The sequence below is a fragment of the Sphingobium sp. LF-16 genome (assembly GCF_003711185.1).
Taxonomy (GTDB): domain Bacteria; phylum Pseudomonadota; class Alphaproteobacteria; order Sphingomonadales; family Sphingomonadaceae; genus Sphingobium; species Sphingobium yanoikuyae_A.
In genome coordinates this window covers 859,179-881,185 of record NZ_CP029335.1, presented here as the reverse complement: position 1 = coordinate 881,185, position 22,007 = coordinate 859,179, and the positions used below count along the sequence as shown (strand labels likewise).

General features: G+C 63.9%; 23 protein-coding genes. 12 read left to right on the top strand and 11 right to left on the bottom strand.

Features of this window, described 5'->3' with window-relative positions:
- Positions 1-13 precede the first annotated feature (13 nt).
- Together DIZ22_RS04270 and DIZ22_RS04265 are read right to left on the bottom strand one after the other, a co-directional pair.
- A complete protein-coding gene (locus DIZ22_RS04270; RefSeq protein ID WP_048938414.1) occupies positions 14-1,132 on the bottom strand; it encodes a cysteine desulfurase family protein in 1,119 nt (372 codons plus the stop codon).
- Positions 1,099-2,133: an aminotransferase class V-fold PLP-dependent enzyme gene (locus tag DIZ22_RS04265; RefSeq protein ID WP_122927967.1), complete on the bottom strand. Its 1,035-nt coding sequence runs from the start codon at positions 2,131-2,133 to the stop codon at positions 1,099-1,101. Before DIZ22_RS04265 ends, DIZ22_RS04270 begins: the two co-directional genes overlap by 34 nt.
- Before the next feature lie 152 nt (positions 2,134-2,285).
- On the opposite strand from DIZ22_RS04265, the gene DIZ22_RS04260 reads away from it, so the two are divergent.
- The 3 genes from DIZ22_RS04260 (at position 2,286) to DIZ22_RS04250 (ending at position 4,328) form a co-directional block, all read left to right on the top strand.
- Complete coding sequence (locus DIZ22_RS04260; protein WP_004207708.1) at positions 2,286-2,942, top strand: alpha/beta hydrolase; 657 nt, start codon at positions 2,286-2,288, stop codon at positions 2,940-2,942.
- Positions 2,943-2,962: 20 nt separating this feature from the next.
- Positions 2,963-3,244, top strand: a complete 282-nt coding sequence (locus DIZ22_RS04255; RefSeq protein ID WP_122927966.1) for a hypothetical protein — start codon at positions 2,963-2,965, stop codon at positions 3,242-3,244.
- 700 nt (positions 3,245-3,944) lie between these two features.
- Positions 3,945-4,328 (top strand): hypothetical protein, encoded by a 384-nt coding sequence (locus DIZ22_RS04250; RefSeq protein ID WP_048938411.1) that lies wholly within the window; start codon positions 3,945-3,947, stop codon positions 4,326-4,328.
- A 388-nt stretch (positions 4,329-4,716) separates the two neighbouring features.
- Here the strand turns inward: DIZ22_RS04250 and DIZ22_RS04245 are convergent, their stop codons facing one another.
- From DIZ22_RS04245 to DIZ22_RS21680, 4 genes are all read right to left on the bottom strand, one after another.
- The gene (locus tag DIZ22_RS04245) at positions 4,717-5,265 is read right to left on the bottom strand and encodes a hypothetical protein (protein ID WP_004207710.1); all 549 of its coding nucleotides are present in this window, start codon (positions 5,263-5,265) and stop codon (positions 4,717-4,719) included.
- A 156-nt stretch (positions 5,266-5,421) separates the two neighbouring features.
- On the bottom strand, positions 5,422-5,796 hold the full coding sequence (locus DIZ22_RS04240; RefSeq protein ID WP_037507816.1) for a hypothetical protein: 375 nt from the start codon (positions 5,794-5,796) through the stop codon (positions 5,422-5,424).
- 64 nt (positions 5,797-5,860) lie between these two features.
- Positions 5,861-6,112: a hypothetical protein gene (locus DIZ22_RS04235; RefSeq protein ID WP_037507992.1), complete on the bottom strand. Its 252-nt coding sequence runs from the start codon at positions 6,110-6,112 to the stop codon at positions 5,861-5,863.
- A gap of 111 nt (positions 6,113-6,223) precedes the next feature.
- Positions 6,224-6,382, bottom strand: a complete 159-nt coding sequence (locus tag DIZ22_RS21680) for a hypothetical protein (protein ID WP_163000273.1) — start codon at positions 6,380-6,382, stop codon at positions 6,224-6,226.
- A gap of 147 nt (positions 6,383-6,529) precedes the next feature.
- Here DIZ22_RS21680 and DIZ22_RS04230 point away from each other — a divergent pair, with 147 nt between their 5' ends.
- Positions 6,530-7,639 carry a histidine kinase gene (locus DIZ22_RS04230; protein ID WP_048938410.1) on the top strand — a complete coding sequence of 370 codons (1,110 nt, stop codon included), beginning with the start codon at positions 6,530-6,532 and terminating at the stop codon, positions 7,637-7,639.
- A gap of 5 nt (positions 7,640-7,644) precedes the next feature.
- A complete protein-coding gene (locus tag DIZ22_RS04225) occupies positions 7,645-8,394 on the top strand; it encodes a LytTR family DNA-binding domain-containing protein (protein WP_048938447.1) in 750 nt (249 codons plus the stop codon).
- A 52-nt stretch (positions 8,395-8,446) separates the two neighbouring features.
- On the opposite strand, the gene DIZ22_RS04220 is transcribed toward DIZ22_RS04225, so the two are convergent.
- From DIZ22_RS04220 to DIZ22_RS04205, 5 genes are all read right to left on the bottom strand, one after another.
- Positions 8,447-9,421 (bottom strand): porin, encoded by a 975-nt coding sequence (locus DIZ22_RS04220; protein ID WP_346427719.1) that lies wholly within the window; start codon positions 9,419-9,421, stop codon positions 8,447-8,449.
- 74 nt (positions 9,422-9,495) lie between these two features.
- Positions 9,496-9,744, bottom strand: a complete 249-nt coding sequence (locus DIZ22_RS22145) for a hypothetical protein (protein ID WP_240626799.1) — start codon at positions 9,742-9,744, stop codon at positions 9,496-9,498.
- A 160-nt stretch (positions 9,745-9,904) separates the two neighbouring features.
- Complete coding sequence (locus tag DIZ22_RS04215; RefSeq protein WP_037521782.1) at positions 9,905-10,246, bottom strand: UrcA family protein; 342 nt, start codon at positions 10,244-10,246, stop codon at positions 9,905-9,907.
- 578 nt (positions 10,247-10,824) lie between these two features.
- Positions 10,825-11,565 (bottom strand): phosphotransferase, encoded by a 741-nt coding sequence (locus tag DIZ22_RS04210; protein ID WP_234415610.1) that lies wholly within the window; start codon positions 11,563-11,565, stop codon positions 10,825-10,827.
- 200 nt (positions 11,566-11,765) lie between these two features.
- The gene (locus tag DIZ22_RS04205; RefSeq protein ID WP_122927965.1) at positions 11,766-14,417 is read right to left on the bottom strand and encodes an autotransporter domain-containing protein; all 2,652 of its coding nucleotides are present in this window, start codon (positions 14,415-14,417) and stop codon (positions 11,766-11,768) included.
- A gap of 257 nt (positions 14,418-14,674) precedes the next feature.
- Here DIZ22_RS04205 and uvrA point away from each other — a divergent pair, with 257 nt between their 5' ends.
- The 7 genes from uvrA to DIZ22_RS04180 all read left to right on the top strand — a co-directional run bounded on the left by uvrA (position 14,675) and on the right by DIZ22_RS04180 (position 21,972).
- A complete protein-coding gene (uvrA, locus tag DIZ22_RS04200) occupies positions 14,675-17,587 on the top strand; it encodes an excinuclease ABC subunit UvrA (protein WP_048939064.1) in 2,913 nt (970 codons plus the stop codon).
- Between the two features lie 77 nt (positions 17,588-17,664).
- Entirely contained in the window at positions 17,665-18,411 is a 747-nt protein-coding gene (locus DIZ22_RS21675) for a hypothetical protein (protein WP_164488832.1), read from the top strand.
- On the top strand, positions 18,339-19,163 hold the full coding sequence (locus DIZ22_RS04195) for an IS5 family transposase (RefSeq protein WP_122927964.1): 825 nt from the start codon (positions 18,339-18,341) through the stop codon (positions 19,161-19,163). Before DIZ22_RS21675 ends, DIZ22_RS04195 begins: the two co-directional genes overlap by 73 nt.
- A 99-nt stretch (positions 19,164-19,262) precedes the next feature.
- Positions 19,263-19,997 (top strand): chromosomal replication initiator DnaA, encoded by a 735-nt coding sequence (locus tag DIZ22_RS21670; protein ID WP_164488862.1) that lies wholly within the window; start codon positions 19,263-19,265, stop codon positions 19,995-19,997.
- Positions 19,998-20,076: 79 nt separating this feature from the next.
- Positions 20,077-20,259: a hypothetical protein gene (locus DIZ22_RS04190; RefSeq protein ID WP_048939062.1), complete on the top strand. Its 183-nt coding sequence runs from the start codon at positions 20,077-20,079 to the stop codon at positions 20,257-20,259.
- Entirely contained in the window at positions 20,259-20,534 is a 276-nt protein-coding gene (locus DIZ22_RS04185) for a type II toxin-antitoxin system RelE/ParE family toxin (RefSeq protein ID WP_048939061.1), read from the top strand. Before DIZ22_RS04190 ends, DIZ22_RS04185 begins: the two co-directional genes overlap by 1 nt.
- A gap of 241 nt (positions 20,535-20,775) precedes the next feature.
- On the top strand, positions 20,776-21,972 hold the full coding sequence (locus DIZ22_RS04180; RefSeq protein WP_122927963.1) for a hypothetical protein: 1,197 nt from the start codon (positions 20,776-20,778) through the stop codon (positions 21,970-21,972).
- Positions 21,973-22,007: the final 35 nt, after the last annotated feature.

Here is a 22,007-nt window from a genome sequence, read left to right as displayed (position 1 = left end):
CGATGCTCCCTGCTCACGGCGCCGCTTGTGCGGTCGCCGCCCCGTTAATCACCTTCGCAGCCTCCTCCAGTTCGGCCGGTGTCGTGTATCGGCCAAAGCCGATCCGCACCGATCCGCGCGCCTGACTGTCTGAAAGACCCAAAGCACGCAGCACATGGCTAGGCCGCCCGGACCCGCTCGCGCAAGCGCTGCCGAGCGAAAAAGACACATTGCGGCAATCGGACAACAATCGCGCGCCGTCGATACCAGCGCGACGAATGTTGAGATTGCCGGGATAACGCGCGTCGGCGCTGCCGTTCAGCGTCCAGTCGGCGAACAGTGCGCGCGCCTGCGCAGACAGCGCCGCGATGTGCGCGCGATCGGCTTCGGCCTGTTCCCGCATCAGGCGCGCCGCCACGCCAAAGCCGGTGCACAAGGCGGGCGACAAGGTGCCCGACCGCAGCCCGCCTTCCTGTCCGCCGCCATGGATCAGCGGGTCGATCTTCACCCCGTCGCGCAGCCACAGCGCGCCGATGCCCTTGGGGCCGTGAATCTTGTGCGCACTGATCGCCACCATGTCGCACGGGTCGGGGATCGGCACCCGGCCATAGCCCTGCACCGCGTCGCACAGGAACAGCGCGCCCGCGCCATGGGCCAGTTCCGCCAGCGCGCCGACCGGCTGGATCACGCCAATCTCGTTATTGACCAGCATCGCGACGACCAGCGCCACCCCCGGCACGATCGCCCGCGCCGCCGCAGCCAGATCGACCAGCCCGTCGCCATCCACCGGCAGGACTGTCACCGCCCGCCCCATCCGCCGCATCGCCGCCACCGTATCCAGCACGGCGGCATGTTCGGTCGCGATGGTGACGATGCCGCCCGCCGGCGCGCCCTGGATCGCGATGTTCAGCGCCTCGGTCGCGCCGGAGGTGAAGAGCAGCTTTCCGCCCGGCGGCAGCAACTGGCCGATCGCATCGCGCGCCAGTTCCACCTGCGCCGCCACCATGCGCCCGGCGCGATGCGCGCTGTGCGGATTGGCGAACTGGTCGCGCAGCAGCGGCACCATCGTCTCGAAAGCTTCGGGCGCCAGCGGCGTCGTCGCCTGATAGTCGAGATAGATCACCGGCCCGCCCGCTCCGCCATGGCGGTCCATGTGGCTAGGAAGCGATCGACATCGCCCGCGCTGGTCTGCGGGCCGAAACTCACCCGCACCACTTCGCCCGCCGCCGCCGCGTCCCAGCCCATCGCGCCCAGCACATGGCTGGTCTTGAGCGATCCGGACGAACAGGCGCTACCCGCCGACACGGAAATGCCGGCAAGGTCGAACTGGATCAGCTGCGCCCGCGCCGACAGGCCGGGCATGCGATAGCTGGCGATCGCCGGCAAACGCGGCGCACCACGCGCCACGATCTGCCCGCCCGCCGCCTCGATCCCGGCGTCCAGCCTTGCCCGCAGCGCGGCCGCCACCGGCATCCATTCGCCCCGCGCCTCCAGCGCCGCCGCCATAGCCATGATCGCCGGCAGATTTTCGGTGCCGGCGCGATAGCCCTGCTCCTGCCCGCCGCTCGGTTCGACCAGCGCCAGGTCGCGGATCAGCAGCGCGCCGATCCCCGGCGGCCCGCCGAACTTGTGCGCGCTGATCGCGATCATGTCGGCGTCGGGCAGGGCCAGCTTGCCCGCACTCTGGGCGCAATCGGCAAACAGCAGCACCCCCCCGCGCCGGAAATCCGCCAGTGGCTGGATCACGCCCGTTTCGTTGTTCACATGCTGGATCGCGACCAGACTGCCCGGCGCCAGCTCCGGCAACAGCACCCGGCCATCGCCATCCACCGCCAGCCGCTCGGCCTCCCTGGTCACGCGCAGCACCGCATCATGCTCGACCGGCGAGGTGATGATTCGCGCCGCCTTGGCGCGGGTCAGCGCGATGGCGATCGCCTCGCTCGCGCCGGAGGTGAAGAGGATATGGCCATCCCATCCCAGCGCCGCCGCGATCCGCCGCCGCGCATCCTCCAGCATCGCCCGCGCCGCGCGCCCGTCGCTGTGCGGGCTGGACGGGTTGGCCCAGCCCGCCATCGCGGCGACCATCGCGGCCTGCGCCTGCGGCAGCATCGGGGTGGTTCCGGCATGATCGAGATAAAGGCGGTCGGCGGCCAAGCGGAACTACTCATTGATTGCGGAAATGGCGGCGGCATCTATATAGGCGGATTGCCGCGCTGCGCCAGCGTGAAGGCCATATGGCCAAGCCCCGGCGCGCGCACGGACCCTTTCCTCGCTGCCCCGTGGCAGCCCAGACCATAACAGGTGCCATGCCCGACGTCATTTTCCCCGGACCCGAAGGTCGCCTCGAAGGCCGCTTCAGCCCCCCGCCCCGCCCGCGCGCGCCGGTCGCCATGATCCTGCACCCGCATCCGCAGGGCGGCGGCACGATGAACGACCGCATCACCCAGGCACTCTACAAGACCTTCGTGAAGCGCGGCTTTGCCGTACTGCGCTTCAACTTCCGCGGCGTCGGCCGCAGCCAGGGCACGTTCGACAATGGCATCGGCGAACTCAGCGATGCCGCAGCGGCGCTCGACTGGGTGCAGAGCTTCCACCCCGAAGCGCAGACCACCTGGATCGCCGGCTTCTCCTTCGGCGCCTGGATCGGCATGCAGCTGCTGATGCGCCGCCCGGAAATCCGCGGCTTCATCTCGGTCGCGCCGCCGGCCAACATGTATGACTTCTCGTTCCTGGCGCCCTGCCCCTCGTCGGGCATCATCGTCCAGGGCACGGCGGACGAAGTGGTGACCGCCAGCGCGGTGCAGAAGCTGGTCGACAAGCTGCGCACCCAGAAGGGCATCACCATCCATCATGACGAGATCAAGGGGGCCAACCACTTCTTCGAGCATGAGCTGGACCAGCTGATGAAGTCGGTCGACAATTATCTCGACATGCGCCTGTCGCCGGACTCGCCGATCCGCTGAGGACCGGCCCGATCGGGATCATGGAGGGGCTGCCGCCGCGCAGCCCCTTTTTCTTTGCCCGCACGAACCGCCTGCCGATCAGGACCGGTACCACACCCACCGCATCCAGCACCGACCCGCGAGCGCATGTCGATCAGCCTGATTTTCGCGATTTCAAAACCCCGCCTCTGGCCTTTTGCAGCGGTATGTCCATCGCCCCTCGCCATGAAGCCTTGATGGCCATGCCCAGAAAGAGCGCCATCCACTCACTCGACGGCTTCTCCCAAAAGCTGACCTTGGCATATCAGTCATCCCGGACTTGATCCGCGCCCCATTCGGCAGTCCCTATCTGGCGTAGTGCAAAATGGATCCTGACCTCCGTCAGGATGACGCCCGTGGCGATTGGCAGGTTTCGACCAGTTGCTGACATTTATTCCCCGACGTAAATGTGGCGCATGATTAAGACAAAATCGGTGATCTGTGCTTTATGCGCCTTGATGACTGCCTGTTCGGAGGCGAGCCAGCAGTCATGCACTGATGATTGCAGAGCTTATCACAGGGATCCGGATTTGGTGAACCAAGTTGTCCGCGATACCGGCCTGCCTCTTTGCAAGGACGCGAGTATTTTCAAAACGACTAGGCCCGCCCGAGAGATAAGCAATCCCATTGCTGATTATGAAGTTCAGGTTGTTCTGGAAGGCTACTGCCCAGAGAGTTTGGATGGGTTTCTCGATAAGGATGGGGTGGCTACCTTTCTGACCTCTGCTGGTCGGCACGTCACAGTCAGCGCGTCAATCTATTCAACATACGTAATTTCGGTTTGGTGGGCATCTGAGAAGACTGTCCGTTGATCACCCCTGATCGTCGCTCATCCTGCCGATCGGCACGTGTCCTGCCCGATAGTGGCCTGTCCGCTCGTGGGCCGAAAAGCTGCCCGGCACGAAGCGACCAGAAGTTGCCTTCCATGCGTCGAATTGCGGTGCCTAGTTGCGGACACTCCGTTGAATGGGATAACCATCATCTATGACGCAACTGACAGAGTTAGAGCGAGCAGCAATAGAGGCGATCTTGGCCGAAAAGCCGGATCATTTCGGTCCGTTGAGCGAGCAGCTTCAATCTGTGACGGTTGAGAAGCGAGAGAATACCGGTGGTGGCTTCTTCACGACAATCTCGGTATCCTCGTTAGCACCGGCCGCAATCGTACCCAGCCCTTTGGGGCTGAAAGTGTATGCAAACATAGATGGCATGGAACACGGCCTTGGGATGCTCCTGTTTTTCGAGCAAGGGCGAATGAGCCTTTTGGAAGGGTATTCTGTCGGCGGGGAAAATACTTCTGCGATCGAGTTTGGGACGGTCGCTTTTGCGATCAACGATTCGCCAGCCACATTGCATGGGAATGTCAGATAGTCGCCACACGCTGCCCACGAGCAGATATTCCGCTACCCACCCAACTCCGTCACTCCAGCGAAGGCTGGGGTCTCAGGCGGTGGCAGAAGGAGGCCGCCGTCTAGCGCTATCCGTTTTTGTCGCGTGCGCCTGCCTGAGACCGCAGCCTTCGCTGGGGTGACGAGATAAGGACCAGTCCGCTTCCCAGCCAAATCCCGCCCGGCAAAGGCTGTGATTTTCCTGTTCTTCAAGAGCGGGCGATAGTGGAGTGCGGTCAAGCGTCGCGCGGTTCATGCGCGCGGCGCCGTGAAGAAGGCGGAGGAAGGACAGGCCGAACGGCGCCAGACCAGCAACCAAGCCGCCATCCCGCCCGCGCCCTCCCCAGGGGCGCCGGCAGGATCAGGCCGGATCAGTTGGCCTTGGACAGGTCCACCTTCTCGACCCATTCGGGGTAGAAGGTCGGCTCGCGGTTGGACCAGCCGACCGCGGTGGCCGCCGCCTCGCTGATCGACTGCAACAGCAGCCGGCGCTTTTCGGGATGCAAATGCGGCAGGCTCGCCGCCGCGCAGAAGGCGCCCGGCAGCCAGGGCCTCGCCCCCGCCCCCAGCAGCCGCTCATAGAGGAAGCGATAGGCCGAGAAGCTCGCCAGCCGGTCCTGCCCCAGGTCGAAGGCCGACACCGTCACCAGCGGCGCCATGAACGGCTCCACCTGGTCCAGCCCGCTATCGTCGGGGACATGCGCCTTGATCTCGTCCAGCCGGCCATAGATGCGCGCCTGGGCGCGGATGCTGGCTTCCTCGACCATGTCGCGCGACCATAGCTTCATCGCGTCGCGGCGATGCAGCCCGATGTCCAGCGATCTGCGAATATATCTTTGCGTGGCCGACGGGAAACTGGCGAATTCCCGCAATTCCGCCAGGGTAATGGCCCCGTCCGCCGGTCTTGCACTCGTGCCCATTGCTCATGCCCTCCGACTTGAAGTCGATCAGCAGAACATGCGCCTCACATGGTTAGCAAAGGCTTAACGGGCACCTGTCCCACCGATTGTCACAAGGGACCAGATTTCGTTTTGCAGTGCAACATGATATTTTTGTGAAATGCGACGGACGGAGGATTATGCCCCCGCTTCAACCGCTTCGGCTTCCAGCAACCAGGCCAGTCCCGCCGTCGCATCATCGAATATCCGCAGATAGGGCTGCGTCATTTCGCGCTTCACCTGCAACCGCGTGATCGCGCTGCCGGTGATGATGGCGATCCGCCGGGCCTTGGGAAAATCGCCCAGATTCGCGCGGAAGGACGCGACCGCCTCCTGTGGCTGGGCGCTGCTGGCGCTCATGTCCATGCGCAGCAGATAGCCCGGCTTGAACCCCTCGGCCAGGAAGCGGGCCTTGCACTCGCGGGCATAGGCCGCGACTTCCTCCGCGGTGAACAGCTTGGACCATTTGATGTCCAGCAGGTTCAGATCATGGCGAAATTCGATGTGGTACATGGCGCAGTCTCCTGCGCGCTCCCTACCATGACCGGGTTAATATTTCGCCTCAGGGGCGCCCTGCTCAGGCCGGGCGCCGCTCCAGCACCGCGCCGATCATGCTGCGCCACACCGCCACGTCGCCGGCCCGCGCCATGTCGGCATCGGGTTCGCGCAGCGTGTGCAATATCGCATAGGCATCGTCGACATGGTCGGGCCAGGCCGCATCCACCGCGCCCGCCGCATGGGGATCCTTGCCGCCACCATTCAGGCTGAGCTGGCGCCCGGCCAGCACGCGGGCAATGCGTTCGATAGCGGGGGTGGTGGAAGTCGGCATCGTCGTCTGCTCCTCTCGCGCGGGAAGCCGGCCTACCGCCTGATGGCGGTCGGGACCGCGCTTGCCAGACTGGAATAACATGGATTTTCGCGGTCCGCTATCGGTCAGCGATCAGGCTTTTCGGGCCGGGGGCTTTTCTGGAAATCCAGAAGACGGCACCGGTTCGCCGTCATCGTCGGGCCGGCTGGTCGCGGGCGGGTCCGACGCGTCCATGCTGTCTTCCAGCGCCTCGTCCAGCTTCTTCTCGCTCTCGCGCTTCGTATCGCTCATCTGCGCGTCTCCTTTTCTCCTGCTGGATCAACCGACAGGAGCCAGCGCCGGTTCCGCACGCCACCGCTTCGACCAACCGCCAAGCCGCTTCGACCAGCATCGCGCGCAGGGGGCGACAGCGCCGGCAAGCTGGCGTAGATATCCTCCATGACACTTCCCACCGAAGACGGGCCACGCGGCGTGGCGCCTGCCGTCGCCCTTTATTCCATCATCGGCTTCTGGTTCTTCTATGCCGTGCTGATCAGCCTGCGCGCGGCGGTGGTCGGCTTCGATTCCCAGATCGAAATGGCGGCCCGCCGCGCGGTGGTGACATTGATCGGCATCATCGTCACCTGGGTGCTTTACCTGGTGCTGCGCCGGTTCGACGGCAAGCCGCTGATGATCCGGGTGGTGGCCGCCTTCTCGCTCGCCGCCCCCTTCGCGCTCGCCATGGCGGCGGCCAATTTCTATGTCTTCAACATTTATGACCCGGTCAGCATGTTCCCCGATGCGGATCATGAGAAATATACCCAACAGGGCTATGCCCTGACCGCGATCCTGGAAGATGCGCTCAGCCGCTATTTCTTCCTCGCCGCCTGGGCCGGCCTCTATCTCGCCCTCTCCTATGCCAGCGAAGCGCATCGCACCGAACGCCGCGCCGCCCGGCTGGAACGCGCCGCGCAGCAGGCCGAACTGCGCTCGCTGCGTTATCAGGTGAACCCGCATTTCCTGTTCAACACGCTGAACTCGCTCTCGTCCCTGGTGATGAAGGACCGGCGCGACGAGGCCGAACATATGATCATGTCGCTCTCCAATTTCTACCGCACCAGCCTCACCGGCGATCCGCTCGATGACGTGCAACTGGAAGAGGAAGTCCATCTCCAGAAACTCTATCTGGATATCGAGGCGGTGCGCTTCCCCGATCGGCTGGCTACCCGGATCGACATTCCCGCCGACCTGCTGACCGCCTGCGTGCCGGGCCTGATCCTTCAGCCTCTGGTCGAAAATGCGATCAAATATGGCGTCTCGCGCACCTCCAGCCCGGTCGCCATAACCATCCGCGCGCGCGAGGAGCATGGCCTGCTGCACCTCACCGTCGCCGACAATGGCGACAAGCCGCCCAGCCCCGGCGATGGCGGCAGTGGCATCGGCCTTGCCAATGTACGCGATCGCCTGTCCGCCCGCTTTGGCGATCAGGGCCGGATCGATTATGGTCCGCAGGCCGATGGCGGCTTTGCCGTCAATCTCTTCCTTCCGCTCAACCGCCGGGGGTGCTGACGCCCATGTCCATCCGCACCATGATCGTCGATGATGAGCCGCTCGCGGTCGAGCGATTGCAGATGCTGTGCGCGCGCGAACCGCGCATCGCGCTGGTCGGCACCGCCAATGATGGCGAGGCGGCGTTGCGCCTGGTCGAGGCCCTCAAGCCCGACCTGCTGCTGCTCGACATCGCCATGCCGCTGCTCGACGGCATCGGCGTCGCCCGCGCGATCAGCCAGATGGGCATCCGCCCGGCGATCATCTTCGTCACCGCCTTCGAAAGCTTCGCGGTCGAGGCGTTCGATCTCGCCGCGGTCGATTATCTGCTGAAACCCGTCGCCCATGATCGCCTGACCCGCGCGGTCGACCGCGTCGAACAGGCGCTGCGCAGCCGCGATGGCGAAGATGGTACCCCGCCCGCCCCGGCCGAACCCGCGCCCGAATGGGCCGAGGAATTCTGGGTGCCGCACCGCTCCGAACTGGTCCGCATCGCCGCCGACCAGATCGACCGGATCGAGGCGGAGCGCGACTATATGCGCCTCCATGTCGGCGCCCATAGCTATTTGCTGCACCAGACCATCAGTTCGCTGGAGGAACGGCTCGATCCGCAGGCGTTCGTCCGCCTGCACCGCTCGCACATCGTCCGCCGCCCGCATATCGCGCGGCTGCGCCATGATGGCAGCGGCGTCTGGTTCGCCGCGCTCGCCGACGGCAATGAGATCCGCATCGGCCGCACCTATCTCGCCAATGCACGGGCCATGACCGGCCGCTGAGAGTTCTTTTGGACATGCGCCTCCGGCGCACCGGCACCGGCCCGCTACCCGCTCAGTAGATCCACTGGATGCGGGTCAGCACCGTGTCGCTCTCGCCGCGCTCGCCGAACCGGTCGAGCCAGGTATGGCCCCAGGTCGCGCCGAATTTCCAGCGCGTCGTCGCCCACCAGTTGAGCCCCAGCATCGTCTTCTTGAAACGGCCACCCTCGATGCCATTATCGTCCAGGTCCATTTCCGAATAGCGCGCCACCAGTTCCGGCGCGCCCCAGCGGCCCTTGGGTATGACGCGCCGGGCATAGCCGACATTGCGGTCATAGGGCCGGGTTTCGCCGGTCAATATCCAGCTGCCGGTGACATACCAGCCATGGAAGACCGGATCGCGAAATTCGCGCGAATTGGTCCGGTTCAATATATATTCGCCCAGGAACGAGACCGGCCCGACATTCAGCAGCGCCTCGCCGGCAAAGCCGTCGCTGCTCTGCGCCGCGAATTTCCCGGTGTCGATCGCGACATCGCCGACATTGGTTTCTGCCCGGCCGCTATAGCGGATCGTGCCGTCCGCCGCCGCATGGCGATAGGCGACACCGACATGCAGGAACTCGTTGCGGTCCGGCACGTCCCAGATCAGCCCGGTCATGCGCGCCGAATAGTCCCAGCCACGATCGGTCGAGCTGCCGAAATCCCAGCTATCCTTGTAGGCCCCCGCCGAAAAGGTCGCCGCCTTGTTCGCGCCCAGCACCTGGACGAAGCGGACGCCGAAATTGCGCGACGTGAAAAAGGGCGTCAGCACGCGCTCGCTATGCGGCAGGTTCGCCGAATCCCCGACCATTTCGTACGAGAATGTCTCCTTGGTCTTGCCCAGCGTCATCTTGGTGCGGCTGCCCAGCGGAAAGGTCAGCGACGCGTCGGTCAGCTTCCATTTCTGCTCGGGGTTGGTGTCGAACCCCTTATATTCGCCGCTGACCTGATAACTTACCCGATAATCGCCGCCGACCGATCCGATCAGGCTGAGCCGCGCCGATCGCACCTGAAACTCATTCTCCTGCCGGCCGATCTGGCTTTCATTGACCGCGTCCTGGCTGAAATCGGTCCAGTCGCCGATCAGCGACAGGCCCAGCCGGATCTTGAAGAAGGGCAGTTCCTTGTTCGGGTCGGCGGGCTTGCCGGCGCGAAATCGGGGACGACATAGCTCGGCGTCTCGTCCACCGCATGCACGTCGCCACCGCTATGATGGCCGATCGGTTCGTAGAGCGATTCCGTGCTCTGCGCTCGGACATCGGGCGCGCATAGCCCCCCGGCCATCAGCATTGCCATGATGACGGGCGAAGTGCCGGGAAGACGCGCGCGCATGACCATTATCCCCTTGAACCTGTCCCTTCTGATCGTCGCAAATCCGGAGGTCCGCCATCGGGGGAAATACCGAGAATGACCGGGGCGACGGGCCTTTTCCCACGCAAAAAGGGCCCGGCTCGCGCCAGGCCCTTTCCCTCCCTTGGCAGGATGATAGGCGTCAGTTGCCGACCACCGGCCGGGCATCCTTGGCATCGGCATAGCGTTCGTTGGTCTGGGCGCGGGCGATGGCGGTCGCGATCGGCGCCTCGACCTGGGCGATCGCGGCGGAACGGCAGGCGCTGAAGGCCGCCAGGTCGCTGGTCGAGCAAACCTTGCCCGCGGCGCGGGAAATGCGGCTGCGCAATTGCTGCTGGTCGGCATGGCGGGTCAGGTCCAGGTCGCCGAAGCGGACCATGGTGCTGCGGCCGTTGGACTTGAACTCCTGCGCCGAAGCGATGCCGGAACCGGCCAGCATGGCGGCGGCACTCAGGGCAGTGATGATCTTGGCGGTGGCGAACATGGCGTGTCTCCTCAAAACTGTCTTGGCATCCGGCCTGCGTCGTCAGGGGGCGTCGACGCGCCGGATGCGAACGGTTCGGCGGGGGTCTTGTGGGGGCGTTGCGCCATATCCCGTTCGCCCATCCTGTGTACGCGCCGTGCCCTCTCGCCGCTGGTCCGCTTCGACCGGCGACCCCCGGCATCGGCCAACGACCAATCCATCGACCAAGCGCGGATTTGCGGGGACGAACGACCGGACGAATGGCATTCATCCACGAAACAATCGTGCATTCCCTAGGGGAAATTACGGAGATACAGGAGGAGCGGACATGAAAACGCCCCCGGCGCAAGGGAATGCCGGGGGCGTATCCGGATGCTGTCGGGCACTCCAGATCTTGTCTCAACTGTTACCGTCAACACGGCACCATCGGCCGTGAACCGTCGCTTAACGCGCTGCTCTCTGGCCTGTTTCGATGTCAGAATAACGACAAGTCGGCGGTCGCAGCGGCCCGTTCGATGATCGGCCCATGGCCTCCGCCCGATGGCATGGCCACTGGACCAACCGTCCACCACGGCCCACCAACGACATCCGCCCTGCGATCAGGCGTCCAGCGCAGGCAAACCCGCCCGTTCCAGTGCGCGAACCAGATAGGCGCCAAAGGCCGCATCGCGGGCGGGCAGACGATGGCGCATCCAGGCCAGGCCAACCAGCGCCCGCCAGGCGGCCAGCGCCTCGCCATCCATCGTCGCGGCCCGGCGGTAACAGCGGACATAATGGGCCGTGGCCAGATCGCGGACCGGCCCCTCCAGCCAGCCACTGGCTTGTCCCGGACCAAAGCGCATCAGCATCTCGCTGCGCACCACATCGGCCGCCGGCATCGCCCGCGCCGCCTTCGACCAGTCGATCGCCACCAGCCCCTCGCCACTGACGATCAGATTGGCCGGATGCAGGTCGCCATGCGACAGCATGTCGCCCTCGCCCAGCTGGTCCAGCCGGTCGATCGCCGCCGCACGCAACCGCCCACCGATCGGCGCCATTTCGATATCCTCGGTCAATATCGCCTTGCGGCTGCGCAGCATCGGCACCGGCTGTCGATGGATATGCGCCTGCAACTGCGCCATCGCCCGCATCGCCCAGCCCACCCGATGCGGATGGCGCCAGATATAATGGAGCAGGTTGGGGCCCTCTATCTCGCTATAGATGATGCCTTGCCGCCCGCCGGCCTCGCACCGGCCGAACAGCCGCGCCGCCGGCAGGCCGGTCGCCTGGATCATCTCTGCCGTCACATATTCGCGGCGAATGATCGACGGGTCGACACCCTCGTGGAACAGCTTGAGCACCCGCCCCCCCGTCCAGCCGATAGACCGCGGCGGAGGCGCCCTCGGCAATGAAGGTGGAAGGATCGGGCAAAGTCATGCCCCTCGCCTGTGCCGCAGGCGGGCAGGATTGGCCAGCGATTTCGCGTCGACACCCCCATGCCTCCGGCGCGACCGCCATGTCCGCTCCCATCGCCCACAGCCCGAGGCCCCGTCCCGCCGCGCTAGAAGCGGAAGGACAGATTCCCCCGCCACTGCCAGCTCGACAGGCCGCCCGATCCGATCCCGTAATATTCGCCCGATCCGATCAGCGCGACATTGCCGCGCAACTGGATGCGCGTGCCGAACCGGACCGATCCGGTCGCCGGCGTGGTCGCGATCAGGCGCAGGTCCGGCCCCAGGACACGGCCGCCATTGGGGCGCAGATAGGCGAAATCGACGCCGCCCTCGACATAGGGGGTGATGACCATATCATCCGATCGGAACGGCCGGCTGATCTCCAGCGAAGTCGCCACCGCGCCATAATCATAACGCGCATCGCCCTGCAGCACGCGCAGGTCGATACCGCCCACCTGCCCCTGCAGCACATAATTGTCGTGCCAGATGCTGGCATAGCTCCACGACAGGCGGGGCCGCAGCAGGAAGCTGCCCAGCGGGCGCTGCGCACTCATCCCGATCGTGCCCGACAGGGTGAAGCTGTCATGCTTGCCCGACAGCATCAGCACATGCTGTTCATATTCGCCGAAATTGAAGCCGATGCTGGCATCCAGCACCACGTCCGAATCTGCCATCCGATGCACCATATAGGGCTTCACCGTGATGGAATCGGCCTGCTGGCGCATGCCGCCATTGAAGGATTTATAATCCGAATTGCCGAACTGGATGGCCAGGCCGGCAACGGTGCGCTTGTCGATCCAGCGATCCAGGCCAATATTATATTGGTTCGCGCTGCCCTTGGTCCGGGCGCCGGAACGGTCATCCTTCAGCGTCGAATAGTTCCATTCCCCCCAGGCAGTCCAGCGCCGGCGGGCATTGGCCGCAATCCGGCAGGCCTTCTCGACCAGTTGCGGATCGCCCCGCAACCGGCCTTCGCGCCCGGCCCGGCAGACTTCATCGGCGGTCATCAGCATCGGGCGCCGCTCATCGCGGCCCGGCGCGACACCGGTCGGCGCGATCGGCGGCAGCGTCTCGGGGCGCGGCCGCTGCAACGGCCGCACCGTCGGCCCGCCCACGTCCGGGCCAGGCCGCAGCCCCGGTGTCACCGTATCCGGATCGGGTCGCAAGCCCGGCGTCACCGTATCCGGATCAGGACGCAGACCCGGCGTCACCGTGTCCGGATCAGGACGCAGGCCCGGCGTCACCGTATCCGGGTCAGGCCGCAGACCCGGCGTCACCGTGTCCGGATCAGGCCGCAAGCCCGGCGTCACCGTGTCCGGATCAGGACGCAAGCCCGGCGTCACCGTGTCCGGATCAGGACGCAGTCCCGGCGTCACCGTATCCGGGTCAGGCCGCAGACCCGGCGTCACCGTATCCGGATCAGGTCGCAAGCCCGGCGTCACCGTATCCGGATCAGGTCGCAAGCCCGGCGTCACCGTGTCAGGATCAGGCCGCAGACCCGGCGTCACCGTATCAGGATCAGGCCGCAAGCCCGGCGTCACCGTATCGGGATCAGGACGCAGCCCCGGCGTCACCGTATCGGGATCAGGACGCAGCCCCGGCGTCACCGTGTCCGGATCAGGCCGCAGTCCCGGCGTCACCGTATCCGGATCAGGCCGCAGACCCGGCGTTACCGTATCCGGGTCAGGCCGCAGGCCCGGCGTCACTGTATCCGGATCAGGCCGCAGACCCGGCGTTACCGTATCCGGATCAGGCCGCAGTCCCGGCGTCACCGTGTCCGGATCAGGCCGCAGACCCGGCGTCACCGTATCAGGATCAGGACGCAGCCCCGGCGTCACCGTGTCCGGATCAGGCCGCAGGCCCGGCGTTACCGTATCCGGATCAGGCCGCAGTCCCGGCGTTACCGTATCAGGATCAGGCCGCAGGCCCGGCGTTACCGTATCAGGATCAGGCCGCAGGCCCGGCGTCACCGTATCAGGATCAGGCCGTATTTCGGGTGTTGGCGTATCAGGGTCCGGGCGCACTTCCGGCGTCACCGTATCGGGGTCTGGTCGCGCCTCCGGCGTAATGGGAACGGGCACTGGCCGCAGTTCGGGCGTGACGATTTCGGGATCGGGTTGCCGTTCCGGGGTCACCGTGTCGGGGTCAGGCCGCAGCCCTGGCGTCACCGTATCGGGGTTCGGACGCAGCTCCGGCGTCACGGTCTCGGGCAAGGGCCGCAATCCGGGCGTGATCAAATCCGGATTGGGGCGCAACCCCGGCGTTACCGTATCCGGCAAGGGGCGCAGCCCCGGCGTCACCGTATCCGGGTTCGGCCGCAATTCCGGCGTCACCAGATCGGGCAGTTCCGGGTCGGGCCGGTTCCAGTGATCGGGGAAATTGATGCCGCCCGGATGCTGGTCGGCGGAATCGACGAAATTGTCATATTCCGCATATTCGGTGCGGATATGGGCGAACAGATTATGGGTGCCGCCATTTTCCCGCACGATGGGCGATACCGTCAGGTGCAGGCCGGTATCGGGCTGGGTCCAACTGTCCACCCGCTCCCCGGTCTCGGGAAAGACGACGAAAAACTCGCCCGGATCGACGCCGGACAGCCACACCGAATGGTCCTTGCCCTCGGTCCAGCCCAGGAAGATGATCCGCCCCGCCGGCGTCTCGCTCTGGGCCATGGCCCCGGTCGTCGCCAATGCCATGCCCGCGACGCTGCCCGCCACGCTCAGGACGCCCGCATGCCAATGGAGCCGCCAATAGGTCATGCCCCGTTTCTACGTGCGATCCCATAGCCGCGGCCATCCATGGAAACCCCGAGACAGGCCGAGACGCGCCCGCAGCCGAACCAGAAACGCCCTTCGGCCGGCGCAGCGCGCCATCGTCCACGCCCGGCCATCTTCCCCTGGCCGCTCCCCCTTCCTATCTTGCCTCCCGACCGGGCAACGCCCCTTGCCCCCACGGAACAAATCTGGAACAACGCCCCCATGAGTCTGACCCACATTCCGAAGCAGAGGTTTACCGAATGCTGACCCACATCAGCGTCCGCGGCGCGCGCGAGCACAACCTCAAGGGCGTCGATGTCGATCTGCCCCGCGACAGCCTGATCGTCATCACCGGCCTCTCGGGCTCGGGCAAGTCCAGCCTCGCCTTCGACACCATCTATGCCGAGGGGCAGCGCCGCTATGTGGAGTCGCTCTCCGCCTATGCGCGCCAGTTCCTGGAGATGATGCAGAAGCCCGATGTCGAGCATATCGAGGGCCTCTCCCCCGCCATCTCGATCGAGCAGAAGACCACCAGCCGCAACCCGCGCTCCACGGTCGCGACCGTCACCGAGATATACGACTATATGCGCCTGCTCTGGGCGCGCGTCGGCATCCCCTATTCGCCCGCCACCGGTGAGCCGATCAGCGCGCAAACTGTCTCGCAGATGGTCGACCGCGTCGCGCTCCTGCCCGAAGGCACGCGCTTCTACCTGCTCGCCCCCGTGGTGCGCGGGCGGAAGGGCGAGTATAAGAAGGAACTGACCGAGTGGCAGAAGGCGGGCTACACCCGCGTCCGCATCGACGGCGAACTCTACCTGATCGAGGACGCCCCCGCCCTCGACAAGAAATATAAGCATGACATCGAGGTCGTGGTCGATCGCCTGGCGGTCAATGCCGACATGGCCACCCGCCTCGCCGACAGTTTCGAGCAGGCGCTCAAACTCGCCGACGGCCTCGCCTTTGTCGACCTGGCCGAGGGCGTCGTCCCCGGCCGCGAGGATGAAGCGCAATCCGCGGGCAAGATGAAGAATGCCGGCATCCCCGCCAACCGCATCGTCTTTTCCGAGAAATTCGCCTGCCCGGTCAGCGGCTTCACCATTCCCGAGATCGAGCCGCGCCTCTTCTCCTTCAACGCCCCCATGGGCGCCTGCCCGGCCTGCGATGGCCTGGGCGAGCGGCAGGAGTTCGACCCCGAACTGGTCGTCCCCAACGAAGCCCTATCGCTCAAGAAGGGCGCCGTCGTCCCCTGGGCCAAGTCCAACCCGCCCAGCCCTTACTATATGCAGGTGCTCGGCTCCCTCGCCAAGGAGTTCGGCTTCTCCCTCGACGCCCCCTGGGCCGATCTGCCGGGCGAAGTGAAGCTCATCATCCTCCACGGCACCGGGGGCAAGCCTGTCACCCTGCGCTTCGTCGACGGCAAGAAGAGCTATGAGGTGAAGAAGCCGTTCGAGGGCGTGATCGGCAACCTCAACCGCCGCCTGCTCCAGACCGAAAGCGCCTGGATGCGCGAGGAACTGAGCAAGTACCAGACCGCCATGCCCTGCGAGACCTGCCACGGCGCGCGCTTGAAGCCCGAGGCGCTCGCGGTCAAGATCGCCGGCGAGGACATTAGCGTCTCCACCCGCCGCTCGGTGGTGGACGCGCTCGCCTTCTTCACCGCGATGCCCGACGCGCTCAATGAGCAGCAGAACCAGATCGCCCGCGCCATCCTCAAGGAAATTGTCGAGCGGCTCGGCTTCCTCAACAATGTCGGCCTCGACTATCTGAACCTCGACCGCACATCAGGCACCCTGTCGGGCGGCGAAAGCCAGCGCATCCGCCTCGCCAGCCAGATCGGCTCGGGCCTGTCGGGCGTCCTCTACGTCCTCGACGAACCCTCGATCGGCCTGCACCAGCGCGACAATGACCGGCTGCTCGTCACCCTGAAACGCCTAAGAGACCTCGGCAACAGCGTCATCGTCGTCGAGCATGACGAGGATGCGATCCGCGCCGCCGACTATATTGTCGACATGGGGCCGGGCGCCGGCGTCCATGGCGGCACCATCGTTGCGCAGGGCACCCTGCCCGAACTCTTGGCGCACAAGGACAGCCTGACCGCGGACTATCTCAACGGCACCCGCCGCATCGAAGTCCCGGCCAAGCGCCGCAAGGGCTCGGGCAAGAAGCTCACCGTCCACAATGCCCGCGCCAACAACCTGACCGGCGTCACCGCCAGCATCCCGCTCGGCACCTTCACCTGCATCACCGGCGTGTCGGGATCGGGCAAGTCCAGCTTCACCATCGACACCCTCTACGCCGCCAGCGCCCGCACCCTCAACGGTGCCCGCATCGTCGCCGGCCCGCATGACAAGATCACGGGCCTGGAACATTGCGACAAGGTGATCGACATCGACCAGTCGCCGATCGGCCGCACCCCGCGCTCCAACCCGGCCACCTATACCGGCGCCTTCACCAATATCCGCGACTGGTTCGCCGGCCTGCCCGAAGCGCAGGCGCGCGGCTACAAGCCCGGCCGCTTCTCCTTCAACGTCAAGGGCGGCCGCTGCGAAGCCTGCCAGGGCGACGGCGTGCTCAAGATCGAGATGCACTTCCTCCCCGACGTCTATGTCACCTGCGACGTCTGCCACGGCGCCCGCTACAATCGCGAGACGCTGGAGGTGAAGTTCAAGGGGATGAGCATCGCCGACGTGCTCGACATGACGGTCGAGGATGCGGTCGAATTCTTCAAGGCCGTGCCGCCGATCCGCGACAAGATGGCGATGCTCGCCGAAGTCGGCCTTGGCTATATCAAGGTCGGCCAGCAGGCCACCACCCTGTCGGGCGGCGAAGCCCAGCGCGTCAAGCTCGCCAAGGAATTGTCGCGCCGCGCCACCGGCAACACCCTCTATATCCTCGACGAACCCACCACCGGCCTGCATTTCGAGGATGTCCGCAAGCTGCTGGAAGTCCTCCACGCCCTGGTCGAACAGGGCAACAGCGTCGTGGTGATCGAACATAATCTCGATGTCATCAAGACGGCGGATTATATCATCGACATGGGACCGGAAGGCGGCGTGAAAGGCGGCGAAGTCGTCGCGCAAGGCACGCCGGAGCAGGTCGTGAAGGAACCGCGCAGCTTTACCGGGCGCTATCTGGCGCCGTTACTGGGGCTGGAGGCCGTGGCGGCGGAGTGACTCCCATCCTTTTTTGAGCAAGTAACGCTTTACTGTGGAGCAGGATGATGCATTGATATTGGATCACGGCCTGGGGGATGATGATGCACCTTCCGACACTTTTCTCTGCGTATTTTAATATACCGCCTGAAAAACTTGACGATGCCGGGCTTATAGATCCATTTGTCGATCTTGACCTTCCCCTATTCATTGATCCATTGCTTCTAGAAAAATCCTCAAACTCGATTATCGCGAGTGAAGGTATCGATGCATTTAGGACGCATTTTGAAGTCCTCGTGCGACTACTTACCGTATCAGAGAAGGAAGGAGACACTGCTTGGCGCACTGCTGAGAAGCACCTCAGCCTTAAAGAACCACCAGAAAATGGTTTGGGTTATGGCCGACGAGGGCGATCAGGAAACTCGCGGCCAAGTCGCATTAGATTGCAAGTCTTACGCACGACTAAAGACATCATTAAAGTCGGCTCTAAAGACCCTGAACTGATATCGCTCATGAGCTTTTTGGAAGAGGATGTAGGTTCTGATACTATCAGCGACCTGACAACTCGCGCGTTGAGCGATCAACTCTGTCAGTTGACCAGTGATTTTTGCGCTAACCTCGGCATCCCAATCAATAAATCAGACGACCTCGGCTACTCCTTGCCCACGTATGAAGCTCCAGATGGCCGGTTGAAGCCAATGGTCCTGAGAGGCTGTTTGGAAAATCGTTGGCGGGGGTTGTCGCGAGGCTCTGCGTCTGATTCAGGCTCTGGATGTGGACCCACCAGAGCCGAGGGCGCATGGCCCAGATTGCCAAGAAGACGAAGCGCTATCCCAGTGATCTGACCGATGAGGAATGGGATCGCCTAGCGCCCCTGATGCCCAAGCCGGGGCGCCGGGGCCGTCCACGCGAGGTGGATTTTCGCGAGGTAATCAACGCCGTGCGCTACCTTGTTCGGTCGGGCTGTGGCTGGCGGATGCTGCCGATCCATTTCGGAGCATGGCAGACGGTTTATGGTTGGTTCCGGGAACTGGCTCGCAGGTTCCTGTTCCAGACAATCCACGACATCGAGCTGATGCTCGATCGCGAGCGCCAAGGGCGGGAGGCCAGTCCGAGCGCAGCAGTGATAGACAGCCAGTCGGTCAAGGCGCCATCGGCAGAAAAGCGTGGGTTCGATGCAGGCAAGAAGGTTGTCGGGCGCAAGCGGCATATCGCCGTCGATACCGATGGTCGGCTGCTGATGCTCAACCTGACCACTGCGGACATTTCGGACAGCGCGGGTGCCCAGGCCATCCTCGATGGCATCCGCAAACGCTGGCCCTGGATCAAACATCTCTTCGCCGATGGCGCCTATGACCGCCTCAAGCTCATGGACAAGGCAAGCTATCTGGATTTCGTCGTCGAGGTCATTCGGCGCAGCGACCAGCAGCAGGGCTTCAAGGTTCTGCCCCGACGATGGGTCGTTGAGCGGACCTTTGGCTGGATGATCCGATGGCGCCGATTGGTCCGCGATTACGAGAAGCGCATCGACGTCTCACAGGCCATGATCCTCGTCGCCATGGGCGGCAATCTCCTACGCCGAAACGTTCACCCCTGATTTTCCAAACGGACTCTGATCCCGAAAGACATCGTTAGAGACCTTCCTGTTACCGATAGTTGGGCAGATGTTTGGGAGGCAACTCAACACAATGTCGCGTTGCGAGACAAGGTAAACAAGCTGCTCGGCGGCATCGCCCAACCCACTATAAAAGAGCAAAAAGCGGCAGTTCGCTCCGCAGTTTTGCAATCTTCAACTATCTTTGAGCAATTTCTCAATGCCGTCAAAAGCGCTGCATCATCTTACGACCAGAACGAAGATATCTTTGGATTCTACCGTTTCAGAGACGCATTAATAAACAATAAAATTATCACGAAAACTGTGCCCTACGATATCAAAAAGGGACCAAACGAAATCCACAAGATTGTTTTAGATGCCGTTGGGGCATTTCAACATCACGTTGAAAAAGGCAATCTTTGGGAAGCACTTTGGGCAGATAACACGCCAAAAAGGGAGCGCGCATCTCAGTTAATATTTTACGCAATCGCAGATGCTTATTGCAAAGCTCACGATATCGACCTCAGCGCTGAGCCAAATATGGGCGGTGGCCCGGTAGATTTCAAATTTTCTACCGGCTATACTGCACGAGTCTTAGTAGAGATGAAAAGATCCAGCGGGACAGTTGAACATGGCTACAATAAACAATTAGAATTTTACAAAGATGCAGCGAAGTCGGAATTTGCGATATTTGTTGTAATAGATTATGGCGATGGGCATATTAAGATTAAAAACATTGAAAAAGTTCGAGATGAGAAAATTTCTCGGGGTGAGCGAGCATCTGACATAATTGTGATCGACGCCGGTAAGAAACTTTCTGCAAGCAAAAGAAAATAGTTCCCTTGGTATGGCCTGATCTATCGCGACGTTATGGCCTCAGATTGGCATAGCCCTGCATTTTTGATAGGCTTTCTCCATGACGAAGCTCACGCCCATCGAGTCCGAATTTGCGACGACCGAGGAGGCCGCCGCCTATGACGCTTGGTTCAAGGCGGAGGTTGAGGCGAGCCTGGCCGATCCCCGGCCGGGCGTGCCACATGATCAGGTAATGGCCGAACTGCGCGCGATCATCGACGCCAAGAAGGCCCGGCAAGGCTGATGCCACACATCATCTGGCGCGAGAGAGCGCGGGAAGACGTGCGCACTATCATCGACTATATTTCTGATCGCAATCCGACGGCTGCGCTGCGCCTGGCCGACCTGTTCGCCCAAGTCGCAGAACAATTGGTCTATCATCCCCATATGCACCGCAACGGGCGCGTTCCCGACACGCGCGAAGCGATCGTCACACCCAACTATATCCTCATCTATCGGGTCGGCACCGAAGCGATCGAAATCCTGAACGTCAAGCACACCCGCCAGCAATATCCCTGATCGTCGTAGCAACCGCTACGCAGGAATTGGTCTCCAGTGCGTCCAGACGGAGCCGAAAAGGGCGTCTTTCGAGTAACGAAGCGCAGCGTACTTCAAGTACGTGAGCACCGGAACGCAGAAAGGCGCGCTTTGCAGGCCCGGATGGGCGCACTGGTGGCCAATTCCTATTCCGCTGTCCTACACCCCGCCTTTCTGCCTACCCTTCCGGCAACGCGTCCTCTTTCCCTGAAAGGGCCTTGCCATGTCCTGCACATTCCCGCCGATCACGCCGCCCCTGCCGGACACCATGCCCACGCCCGATCCGCAGCGGCGGGTCGATGGCTGGAGCCCGGCGCGCCAGCGGCGCTTCCTGGAGATACTCGCCGCCACCGGCGTCATCATGCTCGCCTGCGAAGGGGTGCACATCACCGCGCGCTCGGCCTATACACTGCGTATCCGCCATGACGGCGCCGCCTTTCGCCTCGGCTGGGACGCCGCGATCCTGATCGCCCGCGCCCGCCTTGCCGACGATCTCCTGTCGCGCGCGATCATGGGCAGCGAGGAGACGATCCGCAAGGATCCCGACAATTACGAAGTCCGCCGCCACCGCCATGACAATCGCCTCGCCATGTCGATGCTCGCGCGGCTCGATCGCATGGCCGACAGCCCGCCCGAAGGGTCGGATGCCGCGCTCGCCCGCGTCGTCGCCCAGGATTTCACCGCCTATCTCGACCTCATCTGCCCGGCCGAAGAGGCCGACAAGGAATCCGAACTGATCGGCCTGCCCCGCACGGGAATGGAACATATGGCCCGCCAGATGGCCGACGCCCGCCTGCTCAACGGCGACCAGCCCGAGACACCCGAACCCGTCGCACCGGAAGCGGCAACCGCCCTCGCCCCCGCCGCCTCGGTAGCGCTCTTCATCGCCGCCCGGCTGGCGCTCCAGCCCGGTGCGAAGCGCCCACCTGTCCAGCCCGGCATCTCGCCCTTTTCCGACCGCAATGAACGGTGTGAACTTCGCCCCCATATCCACCGCGCCGACCTGCCGCCGGAGGAGGCCGCGACCCGTTTGCGCGGCGTCTGGTGGGATGAGGATCGCGAGCAATTGCGCACCGATTACCCCGCCCCGCCCGACTTCACCGGCGACCAGAGCGGGGATTATTACGATATCGACGATTATGACCGCACCCTGACGCAAGCCGAGGAGGCCGCCTATGCCGCGGAGCTGGAGGCGCAGGCCCGCCCCTATGAGGAAGCCGCCACCCGCGCCCGCGACGCCCGTTTCGGCTTCGCGCCGGGCAGCGACGAGGAAATCGCCGTCCTGGAAGCGGCCGGTTACGAGCTGCTGAGCGAGGATGAGGAAGACGAGGAGGAAGAGGAGGACGCGGCGGCAGACCCCGCCGAAACGGCCAGCGATTTGCCAGGACGCCGGCAATGCCGTACAAGGGCGCTGCTATAGTCGCAAATCGACGGTCTTCGGCGCTTTGCGGCACC